A 20,247-nucleotide genomic window follows, 5' to 3' on the forward strand; every position below is an offset into this window, starting at 1 on the left:
TTGTAGGGCGGTAGCAGTTTTGCCAGTATTCCGGTTTTTCGTTCAGGGGAAACACGTTTCATTTGTCACTCCATGCCCTCAAATTGATTTTTCAGAGGGAGTGACAACTATGCTGACACTGAGGGTGGCCAGTGAGTTGATTAATCAGGAAGTGTTTAATTTTGTTACAGAATGATAAGGTTTTCGAACAATGGCTTGCTGTGGCGTGAATGTGGTTTGCAGTAGTTTTTATGATGGTCCAGGAGGGGCGCATCCGTGCGGCCGAGTTATCAGATGAGGTTATGTGGAGCTACTGCGTTTATTCGTTCGGCTCTAGAGCCCATTCCACTTTGCCTTTGCCGGTGTTTTTGGCTTGATAAAGAGCAACATCTACGCGTTTCATAAAGTGTTCTGTGGGCTCCTGAGGCTGTTTTTTACCTGCCCCAATACTGACAGAAAGATGATGCATATTCTTAATAATGATTTTGTTGGCGTTTTTTAATACTTCTTTTGCCAGCTTCTCTGCCCGAGCCTGTGTCCCAGCATACAAAATAATCGCGAATTCTTCGCCACCTATTCGGGTTGCGACCACCTCGCTGTTATCGAAACGGGAAAGGATATGGCCAAATTTACTTAATATTTCATCGCCTTTCGTATGTCCATATTTGTCATTGATGACTTTGAAATTATCGATGTCGATAATAAATAAGTAGGGCGTTTTCTCTTCAAGCTTTTTTAATTCGTTAATAAAAAACCGGCGATTAGGCAACTGCGTGAGTTCATCGCTAAATGACTGTATTCTGGCTTCGACATACTTATTGTTGATTTGCTGTATCAGGGTATAGACACCCAATCCGACGCCAAACATACCAATAATTCTCAGCATATCCTCAACATAATACCCTACCAGTTTGGGCTGATAGATAAACTCATCCATGAGATCAAATGTGGCTGAGCATATCCAGACATGTAGCCCGAGTCGAATGGATAAGGCTGAAGTATGGTTAAGTGAAATTCTACTGGTACACGACAAAATGAAAAAAAGAAAAACCAGCGCGATCGAATCGGTATAAGACCCAGGGTTATTGTGCAACTGCTCCTGAAAGTCGCGGTGCTTGAAGAACAGGAGATTAAATATAATGATTAGCACAGACAATAAAAGGGCCAGCCTTACTGACGAGGGAGCCTTCTTATTTTTATCGATAAAATCATGGTCATACTCTTTAAAAGGCATTCGTGGGTCTCCTCTTGTATCACCTTTCAATCCTATCATGAAACCTGTTGAATACATTCAGTAGCGTGGTGCTGAGCGGTGTAACCAAGAGAATGACGTTAATCTGACTCATATGCAAAAAGCAGACGCCCGATCGCTCAGGCGTCTTTGCCGATTAAAAATCAGCTTTCAGTACGACGCGATAACGGGCTTTGCCGTCACGCACGTGCTGGATGGCATCGTTGATTTTCGACATTGGGAACAGTTCTGTCTGTGGCTTCACGTTGGCACGGGCGGAGAGTTTCATCAGAGAACGCAGCTCATGCGGCGAGCCAGTAGAGGAGCCTGAAACACTGCGATCGCCCGCGATAAGCGTAAAGGCTGGAACGCTAAATGGCTTCATCACCGCGCCAACGGTATGGAATTTCCCGTTATAGGCGAGCGCGTTGAAGTAGGGTTGCCATTCCAGATCGACGCTCACGGTGTTGATGATGAGATCGAACTGGCCTGCCAGCGCGGTCAGCGCCTGCGGATCGCGGCTGTTGACGACCTTATCGGCACCCATCGCCAGCACTTCCTGCTCTTTGGACGGATTAGAGCTGAATGCTGTGACTTCACATCCCATCGCGTGCAGGAGCTTAATCGCGATATGTCCCAGACCGCCGATGCCGATCACACCGACGCGGCTGGTCGCAGTGACATGATGCATTAACAGCGGTTTGAAAACGGTGATGCCGCCGCACAGTAACGGACCCGCCGATTCGATATCAATGGAGTCAGGAAGCGGAATAGCCCACTGCCAGTTCGCTCGGATCTTATCGGCAAAACCGCCTTTATTCAGAATCGTTGGCACGCTGCCTTGCTGACAGTTGGTTTGGCTGCCGCTAATACAGGCATCGCAGTGCCCACAGCTACGTGCCGTCCAGCCAATGCCGACGCGCTGACCGATTTTTAATCCTTTGTTTTTCGCCGCGTCACCCAGTGCGTGCACACGACCAATCACTTCATGCCCGGCAACCAGCGGATAGCTCGACATTCCCCATTCGTTATCGATCATCGAAAGGTCTGAATGGCACACGCCGCAGTAATCAACCACGACTTCGACGTCTTCTGCCTGTAGTTCACCCGCATCAAACTCATACAACTCCAGCGCTGCGCCTGCTTCCGGTGCGGCATAACTCTTGATTATCGTCATCACAATCTCCTCAGTATGGGTTTGAATAACCAGTCTAAAGGGTTATGGCGTTTTTCTCTATGTCACAACGTGCCTGTAGTTTTTCATTTTGTGTCGAGTGGGGCTGTGGAGTGGCCAAGCGCTTGCTTTACGTTACTCACTTACTTATGCTGCGAAACCTAAGTACATGACTCGGGGTGCCCTTCTTTGTGAAGGCTGAGAAATACCCGTACCACCTGATCTGGATAATGCCAGCGTAGGGAAGTCACGGTATGCCCACCGGTTGCCGTCTTCTTCCTCGCCGGTTGGGAGACTTATGAACACGCGACCCGCCGACTTTTCTGCCGCTCAGGCAGCAACATCACTCACCCAATTTCGTTCTGTTTCACCGCTGGTGCACTGCCTGACCAACGACGTGGTGCAATTTTTTATCCCCAACTTCCTCGACCGACTCTATACCCTGCGTGCGGAGGATCTGGCATGAAACGTATCAATGCGTTGACGATTGCGGGTACCGATCCGAGTGGTGGCGCGGGTATTCAGGCAGATTTAAAAGCGTTTTCCGCATTAGGCGCTTACGGCACGTCGGTCATTACCGCGCTGGTGGCGCAAAATACGCGTGGTGTGCAGTCCGTCTACCGGATTGAACCGAATTTTGTTGCGGCACAGTTGGATTCTGTATTGAGCGATGTGCGTATCGATAGCGCCAAGATCGGGATGCTAGCCGAGACCGATATTGTCGAAGTTGTTGCAGAACGCCTGCGTCATTACACCGTGCCTTTTGTGGTGTTAGATACCGTGATGTTGGCGAAAAGTGGCGATCCGCTACTCGCACCCGAGGCGGTGGAGTCGATCCGTCGTGAGCTGCTGCCGCTGGTTTCTCTGATTACGCCCAACTTGCCGGAAGCCGCTGCGCTGCTGAATACGTCGCCTGCCGCTAACGAGCGGGAAATGCGTGAACAAGGGGAAGCGCTGCTGGCAATGGGCTGTCAGACGGTGTTGATGAAAGGCGGTCACCTCAGTGAGGCGGAAAGCCCGGACTGGTTGTTCAGTCGACAAGCTGAACCGCAGCGCTTTAGTTCTCCGCGCGTAAAGACGCGTCATACGCACGGCACCGGCTGTACGCTGTCTGCCGCGCTGGCGGCGCTGCGGCCGCGTCACGATAGCTGGGGAGAGACGGTTAAGGTGGCAAAGGCGTATTTACAGCAGGCGTTACAGCAGGCCGACACGCTGGAGGTCGGGCACGGAATCGGCCCCGTTCATCACTTCCATCACTGGTGGTAAATATGATACGCCTCAATTATTCGAGCTATCGCTTTCCTATTGCTTAGACATATGACGGGCATAAGTAAATCGACTTGTACTTTGCGCGACATATTTGTCAGTAATTTCAAACTAAATTAAGCGTATTTTGGCGTGACAGTGCGGGTGTGTCCGGTTACTTTGCTGTGAAATCTTGGTGTTAATGTGAAATAGGATGTGGAGATAACATATGGCAGGTTCTGCTCGCAGTGTAATGGCTGCCAAGGCGCTTCAGACGATACTCAATATCGGCCTGTTGGCGCTGGCGACCATTCTGGTGATTTTTTTAGTCAAGGAAACGTTTCATCTGGCGAAGGTACTGTTGATCTCCAACGAGAAAGATTCCTCCTATCAATTGATAGAAGGCATCGTGATCTATTTCCTTTATTTTGAGTTTATTGCGCTGATCGTGAAGTATTTCCAGTCCGGCTATCACTTCCCATTGCGCTATTTTATCTATATCGGCATTACGGCCATCATTCGCCTGATTATTGTCGATCACAAAAGCCCGTCGGATACGCTGGTGTATTCCTCGGCGATCCTGCTTCTGGTAGTGACGCTGTACCTGGCAAACAGTAATCGCCTGAAGCGAGAATAATTAACCGCTATTCCAGCAGCGAGCACTGGGGCGGTAACCGACAACGAATCGCTGCGGGAAGTACCTCAATGCGGAAGCGTTTGGCGGTGAGCGGTTCGCCGTCCAGATTAAATGTCATATCGTCCGGGGCGCTGATCTCCAGCCAGGGCAGGGTCGCGGAAATCATGTTCTGGTTTTCGCTGCCGGTAAACCAGGCTTGAAGCATATTGGGCAGCAGCTCCTTTGCTGATAGCACGCTCAGCTCCAGAAGCCCATCGTTGATCCGCGCTTCGGGGCAAAGCTCCTGTCCACCACCGGCCTGACAGCCATTCCCTACTGCGATAACCAGCGTATCACCCGACCAGTGAAAATCCGGCCCACGGATCTCACAGCGCTCGGCTTGCAGCATGTCCATACGAAAGAGCGCGTGTAACACGTAAGAGGCGCTCCCCAGCGCTGCCTTCATCCTGGCGGGAGTCTCCGTGGTAATACGGGTAGCAAATCCGCCCGTTGCCATATTGATGAAATAGTGTTTGTCGTTCACTTTAGCAATATCAATGGCAGCGGCGCGGCCTTTGATCGCCAACGCCAGCGCATTGCGCACCTCCATCGGGATCTGACAGCTGGTAGCAAAATCATTAGCCGTACCCAGTGGCACAATTCCCAGACACGGACGCACTGTTTGTGGCTGTACCGCTAATGCGGCGGCAACTTCATTAACCGTACCGTCGCCACCCGCGGCGATCACGCTATCGGCGTTGAGCTGGATGGCTTCTTCCACATAGCGTTTGGCATCGCCGTACTCCCAGGTGACGCGGACATGCAGCGTATAGCCGTCTTTGCGTAGCTCACCAATAGCCTCACGCAGCTCTTCATTACCCGCACTTTTTCCATTCAAAATCAGCAGTGTGATTGGATTTTTTTCCATGTTGTTTTTCTCTGGCTGCGATGTTGTTGATACCGAAACGTTGCAGTTAATCATAGTCATTAAATCGGGAGGTAGACATCAGAAGAATCGGTGAATATTTGCGGTGGGAAATACGTGATCGAGAGAAAAAGAAAAGCCAGCTCAAGGGAGATTGAGCTGGCCAAGGAGGTGGTTCCTAGTAGTATCACTACGCTTATTTTTCGTTCTATATTTTCTCAGCGACGCAATATTAACCACAACACCAGCGAATTGATGTGATCTGTTTCTAATATTCATTAAAAAACCCTGAGCTTTGTAACGATACCCTCTGGCTGTTAGCGCGCTCATTCGTGACAGGGAAAAGGCAATGGTGGGGGGGGACCGCAAGGTCGCGCTGTCTTGTGAGGGTAGCGCCGGATGGCTGTACATCCGGCGCTATGATGAGGTTATTCCGCGTTAGGGTTACGCGTAGTGGTGCCCGGCAGATTGCGCAGCAATAGCGCATAGTCCAGCGAGACATCATCTGGCACCGGCAGATAAACGATATGGCCGTTACCCGGCGCAACCTCGGTCGGCTGCCCTTTAACATTCTGCATTGATTCGATGGTGAATTGAATATTGCCGTTTGGCGTCATCATTTCCACGCTGTCACCGCAGGAAAACTTGTTCTTCACCTCGACTTCTGCCAGCCCGTCGCGACGAACGCCGGTGAATTCACCGACAAACTGCTGACGATCGGAAACGGAGTAGCCGTAGTCGTAGTTCTGGTAATCTTCATGCACGTGGCGACGCAGGAAGCCTTCGGTGTAGCCACGGTGTGCCAAACCTTCCAGCGTTTCCAGCAATGTCGGGTCGAACGGTTTACCCGCAACAGCATCGTCGATGGCGCGGCGGTACACCTGTGCGGTACGGGCGCAATAATAGAATGACTTGGTGCGGCCTTCGATTTTCAGCGAATGCACCTGCATTTGCGTCAGGCGCTCAACGTGTTGGATGGCACGTAGATCGCGGGAGTTCATGATGTAGGTGCCGTGCTCGTCTTCAAATGCGCTCATGTATTCGCCGGGGCGCATGCTTTCTTCCAGCATAAAGACTTTGTCGGTCGGTTCGCCGATGCCCAACGCAGGTTCAACATTTTTTACCGCGATAGGTTCGTGCTGATGGACGATATTCCCGACCTCATCCTCTTTACCTTCCTGAACCTTATATTCCCAGCGGCAGGCGTTGGTGCAGGTGCCCTGATTCGGATCGCGTTTATTGATGTAGCCGGACAGCAGGCAGCGGCCGGAGTAGGCCATGCACAGCGCACCGTGAACGAAGATCTCCAGTTCCATATCCGGGACGTTCTGGCGGATTTCTGCAATCTCTTCCAGCGACAGTTCGCGCGACAGAATCACACGCGTCAGCCCCATCTGCTGCCAGAATTTCACCGTCGCCCAGTTGACCGCATTGGCCTGAACGGAAAGGTGAATATCTATCTGTGGGAAGTTTTCGCGCACTAGCATGATCAAACCCGGATCGGACATGATCAGCGCATCCGGTCCCATTTCGATGACGGGTTGCAGGTCACGCAGGAAGGTTTTCAGCTTGGCATTGTGTGGCGCGATGTTAACGACCACGTAGAATTTCTTGCCTAGTTCATGCGCTTCGTTAATGGCTTGCGCCAGCGTCTGATGGTTGAATTCGTTATTGCGCACGCGCAGGCTGTAGCGAGGTTGACCGGCATAAATCGCATCCGCGCCATAGGCAAAGGCGTAGCGCATATTTTTCAGCGTACCGGCCGGAGAAAGCAGTTCCGGTTTAAACATGGTATCTCTCGATTCTGATCACAAGTCAGGCTGCTCCACGGTGGGAGCAGTAAAGGCGGAGAATTCTAGCGCTAATAGGGGGAAATTGCAGTAGACGACCCACAAAAAGTGGGCCTATTGTTTGACGTAAATCAATTTTTTTGACCTAAATAAAGAATGGCCTGCCACTAATGGATCAGGCCAGATTTCGCCGTATTAACGCGTGGTGATACGCGATGTACCGAGGGTTTCGCGGTTGTGCGGCTGGTATAAATCAACCTGTGGGCCAACCGGCACAATCTGTGTCGGGTTCAGCCACGCGATGCTGTAATAACCGGCTTTGATATGGTCGATATTGACCGTCTCGGCAATGCCCGGCCATTGATACAGTTCGCGCAGATAATTCGACAGATTGGGGTAATCGGCAATGCGCTTCAGGTTACATTTGAACGCGCCGTGGTAGGCCACGTCAAAACGTATCAGCGTGACAAATAAACGCCAGTCAGCTTCGGTCAGCGTGTCGCCCAGCATATAGCGATAACTGCCTAAATGATCGTCCAGCTCGTCCAGCGTAGTAAATAGCGTGGTGACCGCATCGTTATAGTGTTCCTGCGTTTTGGCGAACCCGGTCTTATATACGCCGTTATTGACGTTGTGATAGACGGTTTCGTTCCAGCGGTCGATCTCGCTGTGCAGTTCCGACGGGTAGAAATCGAGGTGGTTGCCGGTCAGGTCATTAAATTCGCTGTTCAGTATGCGGATGATATCCGCCGATTCGTTGTTCACGATACGGCCTTCCACCCGGTCCCACAGCACGGGCACGGACACCTTTCCGGTATAGTCGGGTACGCTGGCGGTGTACAACTGGTGCAGATAGTGAATCTCGCCTGCATGTTCACCGGCATCCTGCGGCGTTGCAAATTCCCAGCCGTTATCTGCGATACACGGGTTAGCAATCGAGAGCGAAATAATGTTCTCCAGCCCTTTCAGCTTGCGGAAAATCAGCGTGCGTGATGCCCACGGGCAGAGATAGGAAACAAAAAGCTGGTAACGACCGGCTTCTGGCACCAGCTCGGTTTGCCGAAATTTGGTTTCTTCGCGGTGGAACGCGCCGTTTTTGATCTCTTCCGCCGCGACATCGCCGTTAACCCATTTGCCATTCACTAAGCCTGACATATGCTTTTCCCTTACCTGTTTTGCAGGTGACCTATGTTCCGCATCGAGTGCGGATGGAAACCTGTCATTATTGTAGGTCTAAAAGGGTAACAGCCGTGGGAAAAGAGAAAATGACAAAATTTTCATTAAGTCGGACAGTATTTTTGACTGGCATGGGCAAGTAGCGGTTAACGCTCTGCCGCCAGCAGGCCGTAGAGAGCAGAGTCAGACACTTCGCCGTCTACGATCCAACGCTGCTTTAACAATCCTTCCTGCGTGAACCCCAGTCGTTCCAGCGATTTGGCTGAAGCCACATTACGCGGATCGATTTCGGCTTCTAACCGACTGAGACCTGCTGTTGCAAAGGCAAAATCCCGCAGGGCAGAAAGCGCCTCCGCCATATAGCCTTTTCCTTGCGCATTCGCCGCCAGACAGTAGCCGATCTCTGCACGTTTAGAGTCAATCTCAAGGTTGAATAGCACGCAGGTGCCGATCAGCTCGCCGCGCTCTTTGACTTCCAGACCCAGTTTCATGTATTGCCCGGCACACAGCGCGCTCCAGTATTCGTCAATCGCGTCATGCGCCTGTTCGATCTGTTGCCAGGGCGGATGATTCCAAAAACGCATGACGACCGGATCGGACATAAAGGCGAACAGCGCAGGGGCATCATCACGATAAAGCGGGCGCAGCAGCAGGCGAGGCGTCAGGATTGTGGTGGTTTCGGAAAATAGCGCAGTCATTATCGTGCAAGCCTCTTCTTCATTCTTGATAAAACACACTTGGAGGAAACCGGCCATGGGGTAGCGGTTGTCAGGATCGGGTCCGTTCAAAATGGGCTTCATAACATCATAAGTCGGTTGGATTTATACCTCATTACAGGGCGCGGCTTCCCAGCGATAGCCGATGCCGTACACCGTGCGGATAAATGAAGTTTCTTCATCTAGCTGTTCCAGCTTGCGGCGCAGGTTTTTGATGTGGCTGTCGATGGTGCGATCGGTCACGACGCGATAATCGTCGTAGAGCTTATCCAGCAGCGCCTCGCGTGAAAACACCTTGCCCGGTTCGGTGGAAAGCGTCTTGAGCAGACGAAACTCCGCTGGCGTCAGGTCGAGGTTCTGCCCCAGATAGCTGGCCTGAAAGCCACTTTTATCAATCAACAGCGCCGTCTCGCTTTTCTCTGCGGCTTTCACGCCGTCGTTCTGCCAACCGCAGCGGCGCAGTAGCGTTCTGACGCGCACGACGACTTCGCGCGGGCTGAAGGGTTTACAAATATAATCGTCAGCACCAATTTCCAGCCCCAGCAGGCGATCGATCTCTTCACTGCGGGCGGTGACCATGATAATCGGCACGTTGGAAAACTGGCGGATGGTGCGGCAGAGCGTCAGACCGTCGCAGCCCGGTAGCATCAAATCCAGCAAAATGAGTGAGGGGGAATGCTGCCGCACCCACTCGACGACATCGTTGCCGTTAGGCAGCCAGTGTGTGGCGTAGTCTGCGGCCTGAAGGTAATCCACCAGCAGTTGCCCCAATTTGGGCTCATCTTCGACGATCAGAATAGGTGGCGCCATAGCGAAATCGGGTACGGTTGTCATAGCTCTATTTATCTTTGGTTTTAGGAGTAGCTCTTAATCAGTTCCGTGCAAGGGAAGCTCGATGGTAATCATCACCCCCCCTAATGGCGAATGTTCAGCATACAGACGTCCGCTATGTGCCTCAACGATATTATTGCAGATAGACAGTCCCAGACCGGAGCCGCCGCTGGCGCGGTTGCGCGAGCTTTCCGCACGGTAAAAGCGCTCGAAAATCAGCGTAAGCTGCTCGTCGGTGACGCCGGGCGCACTGTCCTGCCAGATAATGGCCCAGTGCTTATGCTGTTGAACAACGGTAATGGCCATCTGACCCTGTTCATCGGTGTAACGCAGGCTATTTTCCAGCAAATTATTAAATAACTGACTTAGCCGATCCGGGTCACCAAAAACGCCAGCCTGAGCCGGTAAATCGGTGGTGAGCACAATCTGCTTTTTCTGGAAACGTTCATGAAACGCGGCGATAGCAATATGCAGAATTTGCACGACGTCCACAGACGTTTTGCGGTAGGCCAGCGCCCCGCGGTCGGACAGCGTGAGCTGATGGAGATCGTCCACCAGCTTGGTGAGCGTTGCGACCTCCGACTGAAGCGAATGCAGAGAATGCGCGTCGGGCTTGCGCACGCCGTCCTGTAAGGCTTCCAGCTCGCCGCGCAGCACCGCCAGTGGCGTACGCAATTCGTGGGAGACATCGGCCATAAACGCCCGGCGGGACTGTTCGTTTTTTTCCAGCGTCTTGGCAAGCTGGTTGAAATCCTGCGCCAGCCTGCCCAGTTCGTCGTGTGAGCTTGCCGTTACCCGCGTACTGAAATCCCCTGACGCCAGGCTGTGCATGCCGCTGACCAGCCGTTTGACGGGCGCGAGCAGGCCGCGTGCGGTCAGCCAGGTGGCGATAATGGCGAGCAGCGTTGAGAGGGCGACAATCAGCCAACTGGTACGCTGTTGCTGTTGATCGAAACTGATGTCGGCGTGGCGTGTCAGGCGCTCAACGGGCGAGGCGACAACCCAGCCGACCGTTTGATTCTGTACTCGAATGGGCTGAGAGGTACCTTCATTCGGGATCGGGGCCGGTGATCCGAACAATTTGCGTTTGCTTGCATCTAGCACCCAGATTCGTACCCGCCATCCTTGCATGCTGTTATCGGTATCGTTGTTCTGATCCATGGAGTGCAGCATTTTGAACACCAGACGCTCATTGTTACGCAGGAATGACCAATCTCCGTGTAGCTGATATTGCTCTGCCAGCGCATCGCGCAGTTGCGTAACCCGCTGTTCGTTGCCGCGCTTAATATAGTCGATAAAGCCGCGCTCGAAGCTGACGCGTACGCCCCAGTGCATGGTGACCAGCACCAACATACAGGTCGCGAAAATGGCGAGAAACAGCTTGGCGGTGATTCCGAATTTCATAACGACCTCACGATTTACGCGCTAGCGTTGACTGTTTTACGGTGTCCGGCGGAACACGATTAAAAATCAACGCTGGTAGGGCGATGATGGCGACCATACTGAGATAGGTGTAGAGAAATACCGTATGGGTTGCTCCACTTTCTGCCGCGATATGCGGTTGAGAGAATATGCCCAGCAGAATACCTGCGATGCTTACCCCCAGGCTGGTGGAGAGCTGCATGGTCATCGACAGCAGGCTATTGCCACCGCTGGCGAGGGAATCTGGCAGATCTTTCAGCGTCAGTGTGTTCATAGTGGAGAAGCGAATGGCGTTCACTGTACCGAGGAAGAACAGCACGATTGGGATCATCCAAATCCATTGCATAAGCGCGACCAGCGCAAACAGCGCGGTGACCAGTGCCAGCAATAACGTAGACGCAACCAGCACACTGCGGTAGCCGAACCGATTAACGATCTGTACCACAACGCGTTTTATTCCCATGCTGCCAAGCACCATTGGCACCATCATTAGCCCGGCATGAAACGGGGAAAACCCCATTCCTAACTGCAAGAACAGCGGTGTCATAAACGGCAACATACCGCTGCCGATACGCGCCAGAAGCCCACCTGTCAGGCCGATAGAAAAGGTATGGGTGTCGAACAGGCGTAGATTGAACAGCGCCCGTTCGTTACGACGCGCGTGCAGCCAGTAGCTCAATAGCGCGATGAGCCCGATGGCAATCAGCGCGAAAATGGCAATCGGCGGAATGCCAAGGCTACGATTACCGTCCAGCGCTAGCGTCAGCGTCGCCATACCGACAGCCAGCCAAACGAAACCGCTGATATCGAAGCGCTGAGTTTGCATGGTGTAGTTTGGCATCAGGAACCAGGTTGCCAGCGCGCCGATAATACCAACCGGTAGATTGATAAGGAAAATCCAGTGCCAACTGGCATATTCCACCAGAAAACCGCCGAGCGCTGGCCCCAGTAATGGGCCGATCTGGCCGGGCAGCGTCACGAACGTCATCGCCGCCATATACTGATCGCGTGGGACGATCTTCATCACCGTAAGTCGTCCTACCGGCACCATCATCGCGCCGCCGATACCCTGAATCACGCGTGAAATCAGCAACTCATCCAGCGTTTCCGAACGGGCGCACAGCAGCGACCCGAGCGTAAACAGCAGAATGGCGGCGAAAAAGATGTTCTTCACACCGATGCGATCGGCCAGCCAGCCGCTGGCGGGCAGCATTACCGCCACGGTCAACACATAGGAAACGATAACCGAATGCATATGCAGCGGGCTTTCATTCAGACTCGCGGCCATAGAAGGCAGCGCGGTATTCACGATGGTGGTATCCAGCGTCTGCATAAAAAAGCCAAAGGCAACAATCCAGAGCTGCCAGCGGACAGAGGCGGAATTCATTGTTGTTGCCCCTGGCGTAAAAAATTGTACTGAGGCGTAAGCTGGCTCACGGGTGAGTGGCATGGACGCCACGAAAGACAGTGCCGCGCCGGGAGCGCGTCACTGGCGGCCCGTAAAGAGACTGCTTTCGGCGAAGGCACCGCGTAGCGGTACAATTTAGCGCCACAAGCCAGGGTTCCAAGGGCGACGGCGATTGAGCCGCCCTTGGTCGGGCGCGTTCGGGGCGCTACTAGAAAAATGGTGAAGCTTGAGCGCACGAAACCTCTCATGAAATAACATATTGATTATTATCACGACAGTGACACATCCTTCTCCGGGGCTTTGCGCCGAATCGTCCTCAGCTTGTCGAAAAACAGATACACCACCGGGGTGGTATACAACGTGAGGATTTGGCTCATCAGTAACCCGCCAACAATCGTGATGCCTAGCGGTTGGCGCAGCTCGGCACCGTCTCCGCTGGTGAGTACCAGCGGCAAGGCGCCAAATAGCGCGGCTAAGGTGGTCATCATAATCGGGCGGAAACGTAGCAGGCAGGCCTGAAAAATAGCGTCCTGTGCGCTCAGTTCTCCGCTGCGTTGCGCCACCAGCGCGAAATCCACCATCATGATCGCGTTCTTCTTCACGATCCCAATCAACAACATAATGCCAATCAGCGCGACCAAACTAAAGGGTGCACCAAACCACTCCAGTGCCAGCAGTGCCCCCACGCCCGCCGAGGGTAGGGTGGATAGAATCGTCAACGGGTGTACATAGCTCTCATACAGCACGCCGAGCACGATATACACGGTGATGATCGCCGCCAGAATCAGTAACAGCTGGGAAGACTGCGATTGCTGGAACGCCTGTGCCGTGCCGGAGAACTGGCCGCGTACCGATGACGGCACGCCCAGCGACGTCATGGTTTTCTCTATAGCTGCCGTCGCGCTGGACAGATCGGTGCCTTCCGGCAGGTTAAAAGAGAGTGTCGAGGCGGCGGACAGCCCCTGATGGTTCACCGAGAGCGGTGCGTTAATCGGCTTCCAACTGGCGAAATAAGAAAGCGGGATAGGTTTGTTTTCACTATTTATTACGAACATCTTATCCAGCGAGCTGACATCCTGCGTATAAGCGTCATCGACCTCCATCACCACTTTGTATTGGTTTAACGGCTGGTAAATAGTCGAAATCTGACGTTGTCCGAAGGCGTTGTTAAGTAGCGCATTGGCGGCAGAGACGCTGATGCCGAGCTGCGCCATCGCATCACGATCGTAGGTTAGCGCCATTTCTGCGCCTTTATCCTGTTGATCGGAATTGACATCGGCCAGTTCAGGCAGTTTGCTGAAAGCCGCTCGGATCCTGGGTTCCCACGTGCGCAGCTCGCTCAGATCGTCAGAGAGCAGCGTGTACTGATAGCCTGCACTCGCTTCCCGTCCGCCAATGCGAATATCCTGAACTGGCATTAAAAACAGGTTCGCGCCGGGTTCTTTCGCCAGCTTGATGCGCAGGCGGCTGATCACCTGCTGGGCTGAAACATTGCGTTCGGAAAGGGGCTTAAGTGAGATAAACATCGAACCGCTGTTAGTGCGCGATCCGCCAGTGAAACCGTTAACGTTATCCACTGCCGGGTCACTGCTGACAATGGTCATGAAGTTCTGGAGTTTCAGCGTCATGGCCTGAAAAGAAATACTCTGATCGGCCTGAATGAAGCCCATCAGCCTGCCCGTATCCTGTTCCGGGAAGAAGGTCTTTGGAATGCTGATATACAGCCAGACGTTGAGTGCGATGGTTCCCAGCAGGAGTAGTAAAACCCAGCGCGCATGATTGAGCACCCACTTCAGCGAGCGTCCGTAACCTTGTTGCATGGCGAGCAATACGCGATTAAAACCCCGTGTGCGCGGCTGACTACGTTTGGGCACGGCACGCAGCAGTCGTGCACATAGCATTGGTGTCAGCGTCAGTGATATCAGCAGCGAAATCATGATCGCTACCGACAGCGTCACGGCGAATTCGCGGAATAGCCGCCCCGGCAAGCCGTCCATCAGCAGCAGCGGGATGAACACCGCTACCAGCGACAGACTCATGGATAAAACGGTGAACCCGACTTCTCGTACACCTTGCAGCGACGCCTGTAGCGGCTTCATTCCGGCTTCAATGTGGCGGGAAATATTCTCCAGCACCACGATAGCATCATCCACCACGAAACCGGTGGCAATGGTAAGCGCCATCAGTGACAGGTTGTTCAGGCTAAAGCCACACAGGTACATCGCAGCGAAAGTACCGATAAGCGATACGGGAACGGCCAGCGCCGGAATAGCCGTTGCTCGCCCGGAACGCAGGAACAGGAAGACGACCAGAATAACCAGTGCGACGGCAATAATCAGCGATTGCTCCACTTCCGCCAGCGAGGCGCGAATGGTGGGTGAACGATCCTGTGCGACATCCAACTGAATTTCGGCGGGCAGGCTGGCGCGCAGTTCCGGCATCGCGGCGCGGATATTGTCTACCGTGGTAATAATGTTGGCATCCGGTGCGCGACGAATCATCACCAGAATCGCGGGCTTCGAGTTTGCCATCCCGGCGTTGCGGGCATTTTGCACCGAATCTTCTACCGTCGCGACGTCGCTCAGGCGGACGGCGGCTCCGTTGTTGTAATGGATTATCAGCGGTGCGTAGGCATCGGCGGTTTTGAGCTCGTCGTTGGTTTGTATCTGCCAGCTTTTCTGACTATTTTCCACATTTCCCAGCGGCTGGCGCACGTTCGCCTGCGCGATGGCCTGGCGTACCTCATCAAGGGAAATGCCCTGATTAAAGAGCGCTACCGGATTCAGCGCGACGCGTACGGCGGGGAGCGAACTCCCGCCGATGGAGACATCGCCGACGCCTTCCATCTGAGAAATTTTCTGCGACAGTTGGGTCGAAGCAAAGTCGTACAATTGCCCCTGACTGTAGGTGTCCGAAGTTAGCGTCAGGATCATGACGGGTGCATCGGACGGATTGACTTTGCGATAGGTAGGGCGGCTCGCCATGCCGGATGGCAGCAGATTCTGCGCCGCGTTGATCGCCGCCTGTACATCGCGCGCTGCACCGTTGATATCTTTGTCGAGGTCAAACACCAGGATGACACGTGTGCTGCCGAGTGAGCTGGTGGACGTCATCTCGCTGACGCCTGCGATCCGGCCGAGTGCCCGTTCCAGCGGTGTCGCGACGGCTGAAGCCATGGTTTCCGGCGAGGCACCGGCCAGCGAGGCGCTGACCGAGATCACAGGGAAATCCACCTGCGGCAGCGGAGACACCGGCAGCAGGCGAAAACCCAATACTCCGCAGAGTGCGATAGCCAGCGTCAGCAGCAGCGTGGCGACGGGGCGGTGGATGAACAGGGCGAAAAACTTCACTCGGTTTCTTCCTCCTGACGCGCTAAACGGCGGAAGCGCGCCGCCAGGCGATCAAACAGCAGGTAAATCACCGGGGTGGTAAACAGCGTCAGAATCTGGCTCATGATCAGGCCACCGACCATACAAATACCCAGCGGCTGGCGCAGCTCTGCGCCGACGCCGGTACTCAGCATCAGCGGTAGCGCACTCAGCAATGCCGCCATGGTGGTCATCAAAATCGGTCGGAAACGCAGCAGGCAAGCCTGATAAATGGCGTCATACGGTTTCATGCCCTGTTCTCGCTCTGCCGCCAGTGCGAAGTCGATCATCATGATGGCGTTCTTCTTCACGATACCAATAAGCAAGATGATCCCGATAATGGCGATCACATCCAGCTCGTTCCCCGCCATCATCAGAGCCAGTAGCGCGCCGACCCCCGCTGTTGGCAGCGTAGACAAGATCGTGATCGGATGGATAAAACTTTCGTACAGCACGCCGAGCACGATGTACATCGCAACAATTGCTGCGACGATGAGCCACACGGTGCTGCTTAGCGCCGATTGGAATGCCAGCGTGCTGCCCTGAAAACGGGTGGTGATATCCGCAGGCAGATTCATCTGCTGTTCGGCCTGAGTGATGGCATCAACCGCTTCGCCCAGTGCATAGCCGCTCGTGACGTTGAAAGAGATCGTTGTCGACGGGAATTGGTCGATATGGTTGATCGCCAGGGGCCCCTGACGCTCTTCAATGGTGGCAATGCTGCTGAGCGGAATTGTGCCGCCGTCGCTGCTGATGAGGCGCACATCATTCAGCGCGTCCAGACCAGTGTTGTTGCTCGTATCGTGTTCCAGCACCACGCGGTACTGGCTCGCCTGTGTATAAATGGTGGAAACTAACCGCTGACCAAAGGCGTTGTACAGCGCGCTGTCAACCTGCGACATCGTAATGCCCAGACGGCTGGCGCTGTCGCGATTGACGTTGACATAGGCAACCGCCGCGCCGTCTTGCCAGTCGCTGCTGACATCCTCTAACTGCGGTAACTTTTTCAACTCAGTCATCAGCTTCGGCACCCAGACGCTGAGTTCGTCCAGCGACATTGCCTGCAACGTAAACTGGTATTGCGTGCGGCTAATCTGAGTGTCGATGGTGAGATCCTGCACGGGTTGCAGATACAGTTGGATGCCAGGAATCTGTGCCGTTTGCTGTTGCAAGCGACTGATGATCTCTGGAATACGTTCGCTACGTTCACTGAGCGGTTTCAGGTTGATTTGCAGTCGCCCACTGTTCAGCGCCGCGTTGGTGCCGTCAACGCCGATGAACGAGGACACGCTCTCCACCGTCGGATCCTTCATGATGATAGATGCAACGCGCTGCTGGCGGTCGGCCATATTGCTGAACGAGACCGTCTGCGGAGCCTGAACCGTGCCCTGAATGATGCTGTTATCCTGTATCGGGAAGAAGCCTTTCGGGATCCAGATATAGAGCAGGATGGTCAGCAGCAGCGTACCTAGCGCGACGCTGAGCGTCAGCCACGGATGGTTCAGTACTTTACGCAGCCACGTGCCGTAGGTATCAATCAGACGCGTGAAGAAACGCTCGCTGGCACGGGTAAAACGATTCTGTTTACGCAGCGACTGATGGCTCAGCATCCGGGCGCACATCATGGGGGTGAGCGTGAGCGAAACGACGGCGGAAATCAGGATAGATATCGCCAGCGTGACGGCAAACTCGCGGAACAGGCGTCCAACGATATCGCCCATAAACAGTAGTGGGATCAGCACAGCAATGAGGGAGAACGTCAGGGAAATAATGGTGAAGCCAATTTCTCCCGCGCCTTTCAGTGCCGCGTTAAGCGGTTTTTCCCCTTTTTCGATATAGCGGGTGATGTTTTCAATCACCACGATGGCATCATCCACCACGAAACCCGTGGCGATGGTGAGTGCCATCAGCGTCAGGTTATTGATGGAAAAACCGAGAAAATACATGGCGGCAAAGGTACCAACCAGCGATAGCGGTACGGCAATACTTGGGATCAGCGTGGCAACAGCGTTACGCAAGAACAGGTAAATCACCATCACGACCAGTGCGATCGCCAGCAGTAGCTCAAACTGGACGTCTTTCACCGAGGCGCGAATGCTGGTGGTGCGGTCGGTCAGCGTGGCGACCTCAACGGAGTTCGGCAGGCTGGCTTTTAACGCGGGCAGCATCTTGTTAATGCTGTCCGTGGTTGTAATGACGTTGGCACCCGGCTGGCGCTGAACGTTGATAATGATCGCCTGCTGCCGATTTGCCCAGGCACCGAGATGAATATTCTCGGCGGCCTGCTCAATCGTTGCGACATCCTGAAGCCGCACCGGTGCGCCATTTTTCCACGCAACAATCAGCTTGCGATAGTCATCAACGGACTTCATCTGATCGTTGGCGGAAAGCGTCACCGAGCGCGTTGGACCATCCAGACTACCCTTAGCGGAGTTCACGTTGGCAGCGGTAATCGCGGTGCGTATCGTTTCGCTGGTCAGGCCGTATGCGGCCAGCGCTGGCGCGTTCAGCCTTACCCGTACGGCCGGACGCTGGCCTCCGGCTAGCGACACTAGCCCGACACCCGCCACCTGCGAGATTTTCTGCGCGATGCGATTGTCCACCATGTCCTGCACCTGCGTCATCGACATGGCGCTGGAGGTGACGGCCAGCGTCATAATCGGCGGATCTGCCGGATTCACTTTGCTGTAGGTCGGTGGGTAGGGCAGGTCGTTTGGCAACAGGTTGCTTGCTGCGTTGATAGCGGCCTGCACATCCTGTTCGGCGATGTCTAGCGATAGCTCAAGCTGGAACTGAAGCGTGATGACGGATGCGCCACCAGCGCTCTGCGTCGACATCTGTTTTAGCCCGGACATCTGACCAAACTGCCGCTCCAGCGGCGCGGTAATCGCCGAGGTCACCACGTCGGGGCTGGCACCGGGATAGAGCGTAATAACCTGTATCGTCGGGTAATCGACTTCAGGCAGGGCGGAAACTGGCAGCGCCCGATAGCCGATAATACCAGCCAGCAGAATGGCGATCATCAGCAGCGTGGTCGCGACCGGTCGCAGAATAAACAGGCGCGATGGTCCGCCGCCGCTGGCTGGAACGTTGTCCTGCATCAGGATTTCTCCCCAGCGATGGCGGGCGTTTTCTCCGTCAATGCTGAGGGCACGACTTCCACTTTTGTACCTTCGGTCAGGCGGTCGATGCCGTCAGTCACGACCTGAACATCGGCGTCCAGCCCGGCGGTAACGACAACCAACTGACCGTACTGGATGCTGGTAGTCACCTGACGCTTACTGACTTCATTTTTATCATTGAGAATCCAGACGAAGCGACCTTCATTGCCCATTTGTACCGCTGCGGACGGCGCGACGACGGCATTTTTCAGTGTATCGACCTTCATGCGGATATTCACAAACTGGTTCGGGAACAGGGCATCGTCGAGATTGTCAAAACGCGCCTTGAGCTTGATCGTGCCCGTGGTGGTGTCGATCTGGTTATCCATGCTCAGCAGCATGCCCTGCGAGAGTTTCTTTTGATTGGCGCGGTCCCAGGCTTCCACCACCGGTGGTTGACCTGATTTTTGCGCACTTAGAATCGTGGAGATTTCCGCTTCCGGCAGGGTAAATACAACATCAATAGGGTACGTCTGCGTAAGCACGACAATCCCATTGGTGTCACCGCTGGTGATGTAATTCCCGATGTCGACCTGTTTTAAGCCGATCCGGCCGCTGATAGGGGCGGTGATCTTACTGTAATCCAACTGGAGCTGTGCGCTGGCGACGGCACCTTCATCGGCTTTTAACGTGCCTTCCGCCTGACGAACGGCGGCGGTCTGCGAATCCAACTCCTGACGGGAGATCAGATTGGTTTTCACCAGTTGTTGATAGCGTGCTAAATCCTGTCGGGCGTTAGCCAGTGCAGCCTGATCTTTTGCCAACTGCCCCTGTGCCTGTGTTAACTCAACCTGAAAAGGACGCGGGTCGATTTCCGCCAGCAGGTCGCCAGCCTTAACCTGTTGCCCTTCCTGAAAGTGTAGCGCCATCAGTTGCCCGTTCACCCGGCTGCGTAGCGTCACGGTATTGGCCGCCGTCACGGTGCCTAAACCGGAGAGGTAATAAGGTACGGAGGCGGATTGCGTCAGTGCGGCCTGCACTGGAGCCAGCGTGCGCATGGCAGCACGGCGTCCGCCGCCACTGCCACTGTTTCCCGAATGTGACGTACGGGCAGCGTGCTGTTCACTCGTGCCAGGGGTGACAGGCGTCATCTGGGTGAAATGTCGCCAGATCAGCACCGCAATGGCGATAACGGTGGCAAGTATCAGCAGGCCTCGGATACGTTTGGCATTCATAGTGATGGATTACTCTCTCCAGATTGCGTG

At 54.2% G+C, this 20,247-nt stretch carries 14 protein-coding genes, 1 pseudogene and 1 riboswitch; of the genes and pseudogenes, 3 read left to right on the forward strand and 12 right to left on the reverse strand.

Translation table 11 applies throughout. The annotated features are described in order from the left end of the window. Positions 1-298 precede the first annotated feature (298 nt). Positions 299-1,213 carry a GGDEF domain-containing protein gene (locus KP22_RS16685; RefSeq protein ID WP_039306229.1) on the reverse strand — a complete coding sequence of 305 codons (915 nt, stop codon included), beginning with the start codon at positions 1,211-1,213 and terminating at the stop codon, positions 299-301. 154 nt (positions 1,214-1,367) lie between these two features. Then, on the reverse strand, positions 1,368-2,387 hold the full coding sequence (ahr, locus tag KP22_RS16690; protein WP_011094719.1) for an NADPH-dependent aldehyde reductase Ahr: 1,020 nt from the start codon (positions 2,385-2,387) through the stop codon (positions 1,368-1,370). 162 nt (positions 2,388-2,549) lie between these two features. Beyond that, positions 2,550-2,646, forward strand: a riboswitch (TPP riboswitch). Positions 2,647-2,682: 36 nt separating this feature from the next. Here ahr and KP22_RS22470 point away from each other — a divergent pair. The 3 genes and pseudogenes from KP22_RS22470 to psiE all read left to right on the forward strand — a co-directional run. Next, positions 2,683-2,811, forward strand: a pseudogene (locus KP22_RS22470) (hydroxyethylthiazole kinase); the annotation flags it as partial. A 35-nt stretch (positions 2,812-2,846) separates the two neighbouring features. Beyond that, complete coding sequence (thiD, locus tag KP22_RS16695) at positions 2,847-3,650, forward strand: bifunctional hydroxymethylpyrimidine kinase/phosphomethylpyrimidine kinase (protein WP_039306232.1); 804 nt, start codon at positions 2,847-2,849, stop codon at positions 3,648-3,650. A 208-nt stretch (positions 3,651-3,858) separates the two neighbouring features. Then, positions 3,859-4,266, forward strand: coding sequence for a phosphate-starvation-inducible protein PsiE (psiE, locus tag KP22_RS16700; protein ID WP_039306235.1), 408 nt, complete (start codon positions 3,859-3,861; stop codon positions 4,264-4,266). Positions 4,267-4,273: 7 nt separating this feature from the next. Here the strand turns inward: psiE and yegS are convergent, their stop codons facing one another. The 10 genes from yegS to KP22_RS16750 form a co-directional block, all read right to left on the reverse strand. Beyond that, positions 4,274-5,173 (reverse strand): lipid kinase YegS, encoded by a 900-nt coding sequence (gene yegS, locus KP22_RS16705; protein WP_039306239.1) that lies wholly within the window; start codon positions 5,171-5,173, stop codon positions 4,274-4,276. A gap of 425 nt (positions 5,174-5,598) precedes the next feature. Further along, positions 5,599-6,960, reverse strand: a complete 1,362-nt coding sequence (gene trhP, locus KP22_RS16710; RefSeq protein WP_039306242.1) for a prephenate-dependent tRNA uridine(34) hydroxylase TrhP — start codon at positions 6,958-6,960, stop codon at positions 5,599-5,601. A gap of 195 nt (positions 6,961-7,155) precedes the next feature. Next, the gene (locus tag KP22_RS16715) at positions 7,156-8,115 is read right to left on the reverse strand and encodes a glutathione S-transferase family protein (protein WP_039306245.1); all 960 of its coding nucleotides are present in this window, start codon (positions 8,113-8,115) and stop codon (positions 7,156-7,158) included. Positions 8,116-8,282: 167 nt separating this feature from the next. Further along, the gene (locus KP22_RS16720) at positions 8,283-8,834 is read right to left on the reverse strand and encodes a GNAT family N-acetyltransferase (protein WP_039306431.1); all 552 of its coding nucleotides are present in this window, start codon (positions 8,832-8,834) and stop codon (positions 8,283-8,285) included. A 123-nt stretch (positions 8,835-8,957) separates the two neighbouring features. Then, a complete protein-coding gene (gene baeR / locus KP22_RS16725; RefSeq protein WP_039306248.1) occupies positions 8,958-9,686 on the reverse strand; it encodes an envelope stress response regulator BaeR in 729 nt (242 codons plus the stop codon). 33 nt (positions 9,687-9,719) lie between these two features. Next, positions 9,720-11,087, reverse strand: coding sequence for an envelope stress sensor histidine kinase BaeS (gene baeS / locus KP22_RS16730; RefSeq protein WP_039306251.1), 1,368 nt, complete (start codon positions 11,085-11,087; stop codon positions 9,720-9,722). A 7-nt stretch (positions 11,088-11,094) separates the two neighbouring features. Continuing rightward, entirely contained in the window at positions 11,095-12,492 is a 1,398-nt protein-coding gene (gene mdtD, locus KP22_RS16735) for an MFS transporter (RefSeq protein ID WP_039306254.1), read from the reverse strand. A gap of 290 nt (positions 12,493-12,782) precedes the next feature. Beyond that, positions 12,783-15,863, reverse strand: coding sequence for a multidrug efflux RND transporter permease subunit MdtC (gene mdtC, locus KP22_RS16740; protein WP_039306256.1), 3,081 nt, complete (start codon positions 15,861-15,863; stop codon positions 12,783-12,785). Next, the gene (locus KP22_RS16745) at positions 15,860-18,982 is read right to left on the reverse strand and encodes an MdtB/MuxB family multidrug efflux RND transporter permease subunit (RefSeq protein ID WP_039306258.1); all 3,123 of its coding nucleotides are present in this window, start codon (positions 18,980-18,982) and stop codon (positions 15,860-15,862) included. The genes mdtC and KP22_RS16745 overlap by 4 nt, the downstream gene beginning before the upstream one ends. Beyond that, positions 18,982-20,217 (reverse strand): MdtA/MuxA family multidrug efflux RND transporter periplasmic adaptor subunit, encoded by a 1,236-nt coding sequence (locus KP22_RS16750; RefSeq protein ID WP_039306260.1) that lies wholly within the window; start codon positions 20,215-20,217, stop codon positions 18,982-18,984. Before KP22_RS16750 ends, KP22_RS16745 begins: the two co-directional genes overlap by 1 nt. Positions 20,218-20,247: the final 30 nt, after the last annotated feature.

The organism is Pectobacterium betavasculorum, from assembly GCF_000749845.1.
Lineage (GTDB): Bacteria > Pseudomonadota > Gammaproteobacteria > Enterobacterales > Enterobacteriaceae > Pectobacterium > Pectobacterium betavasculorum.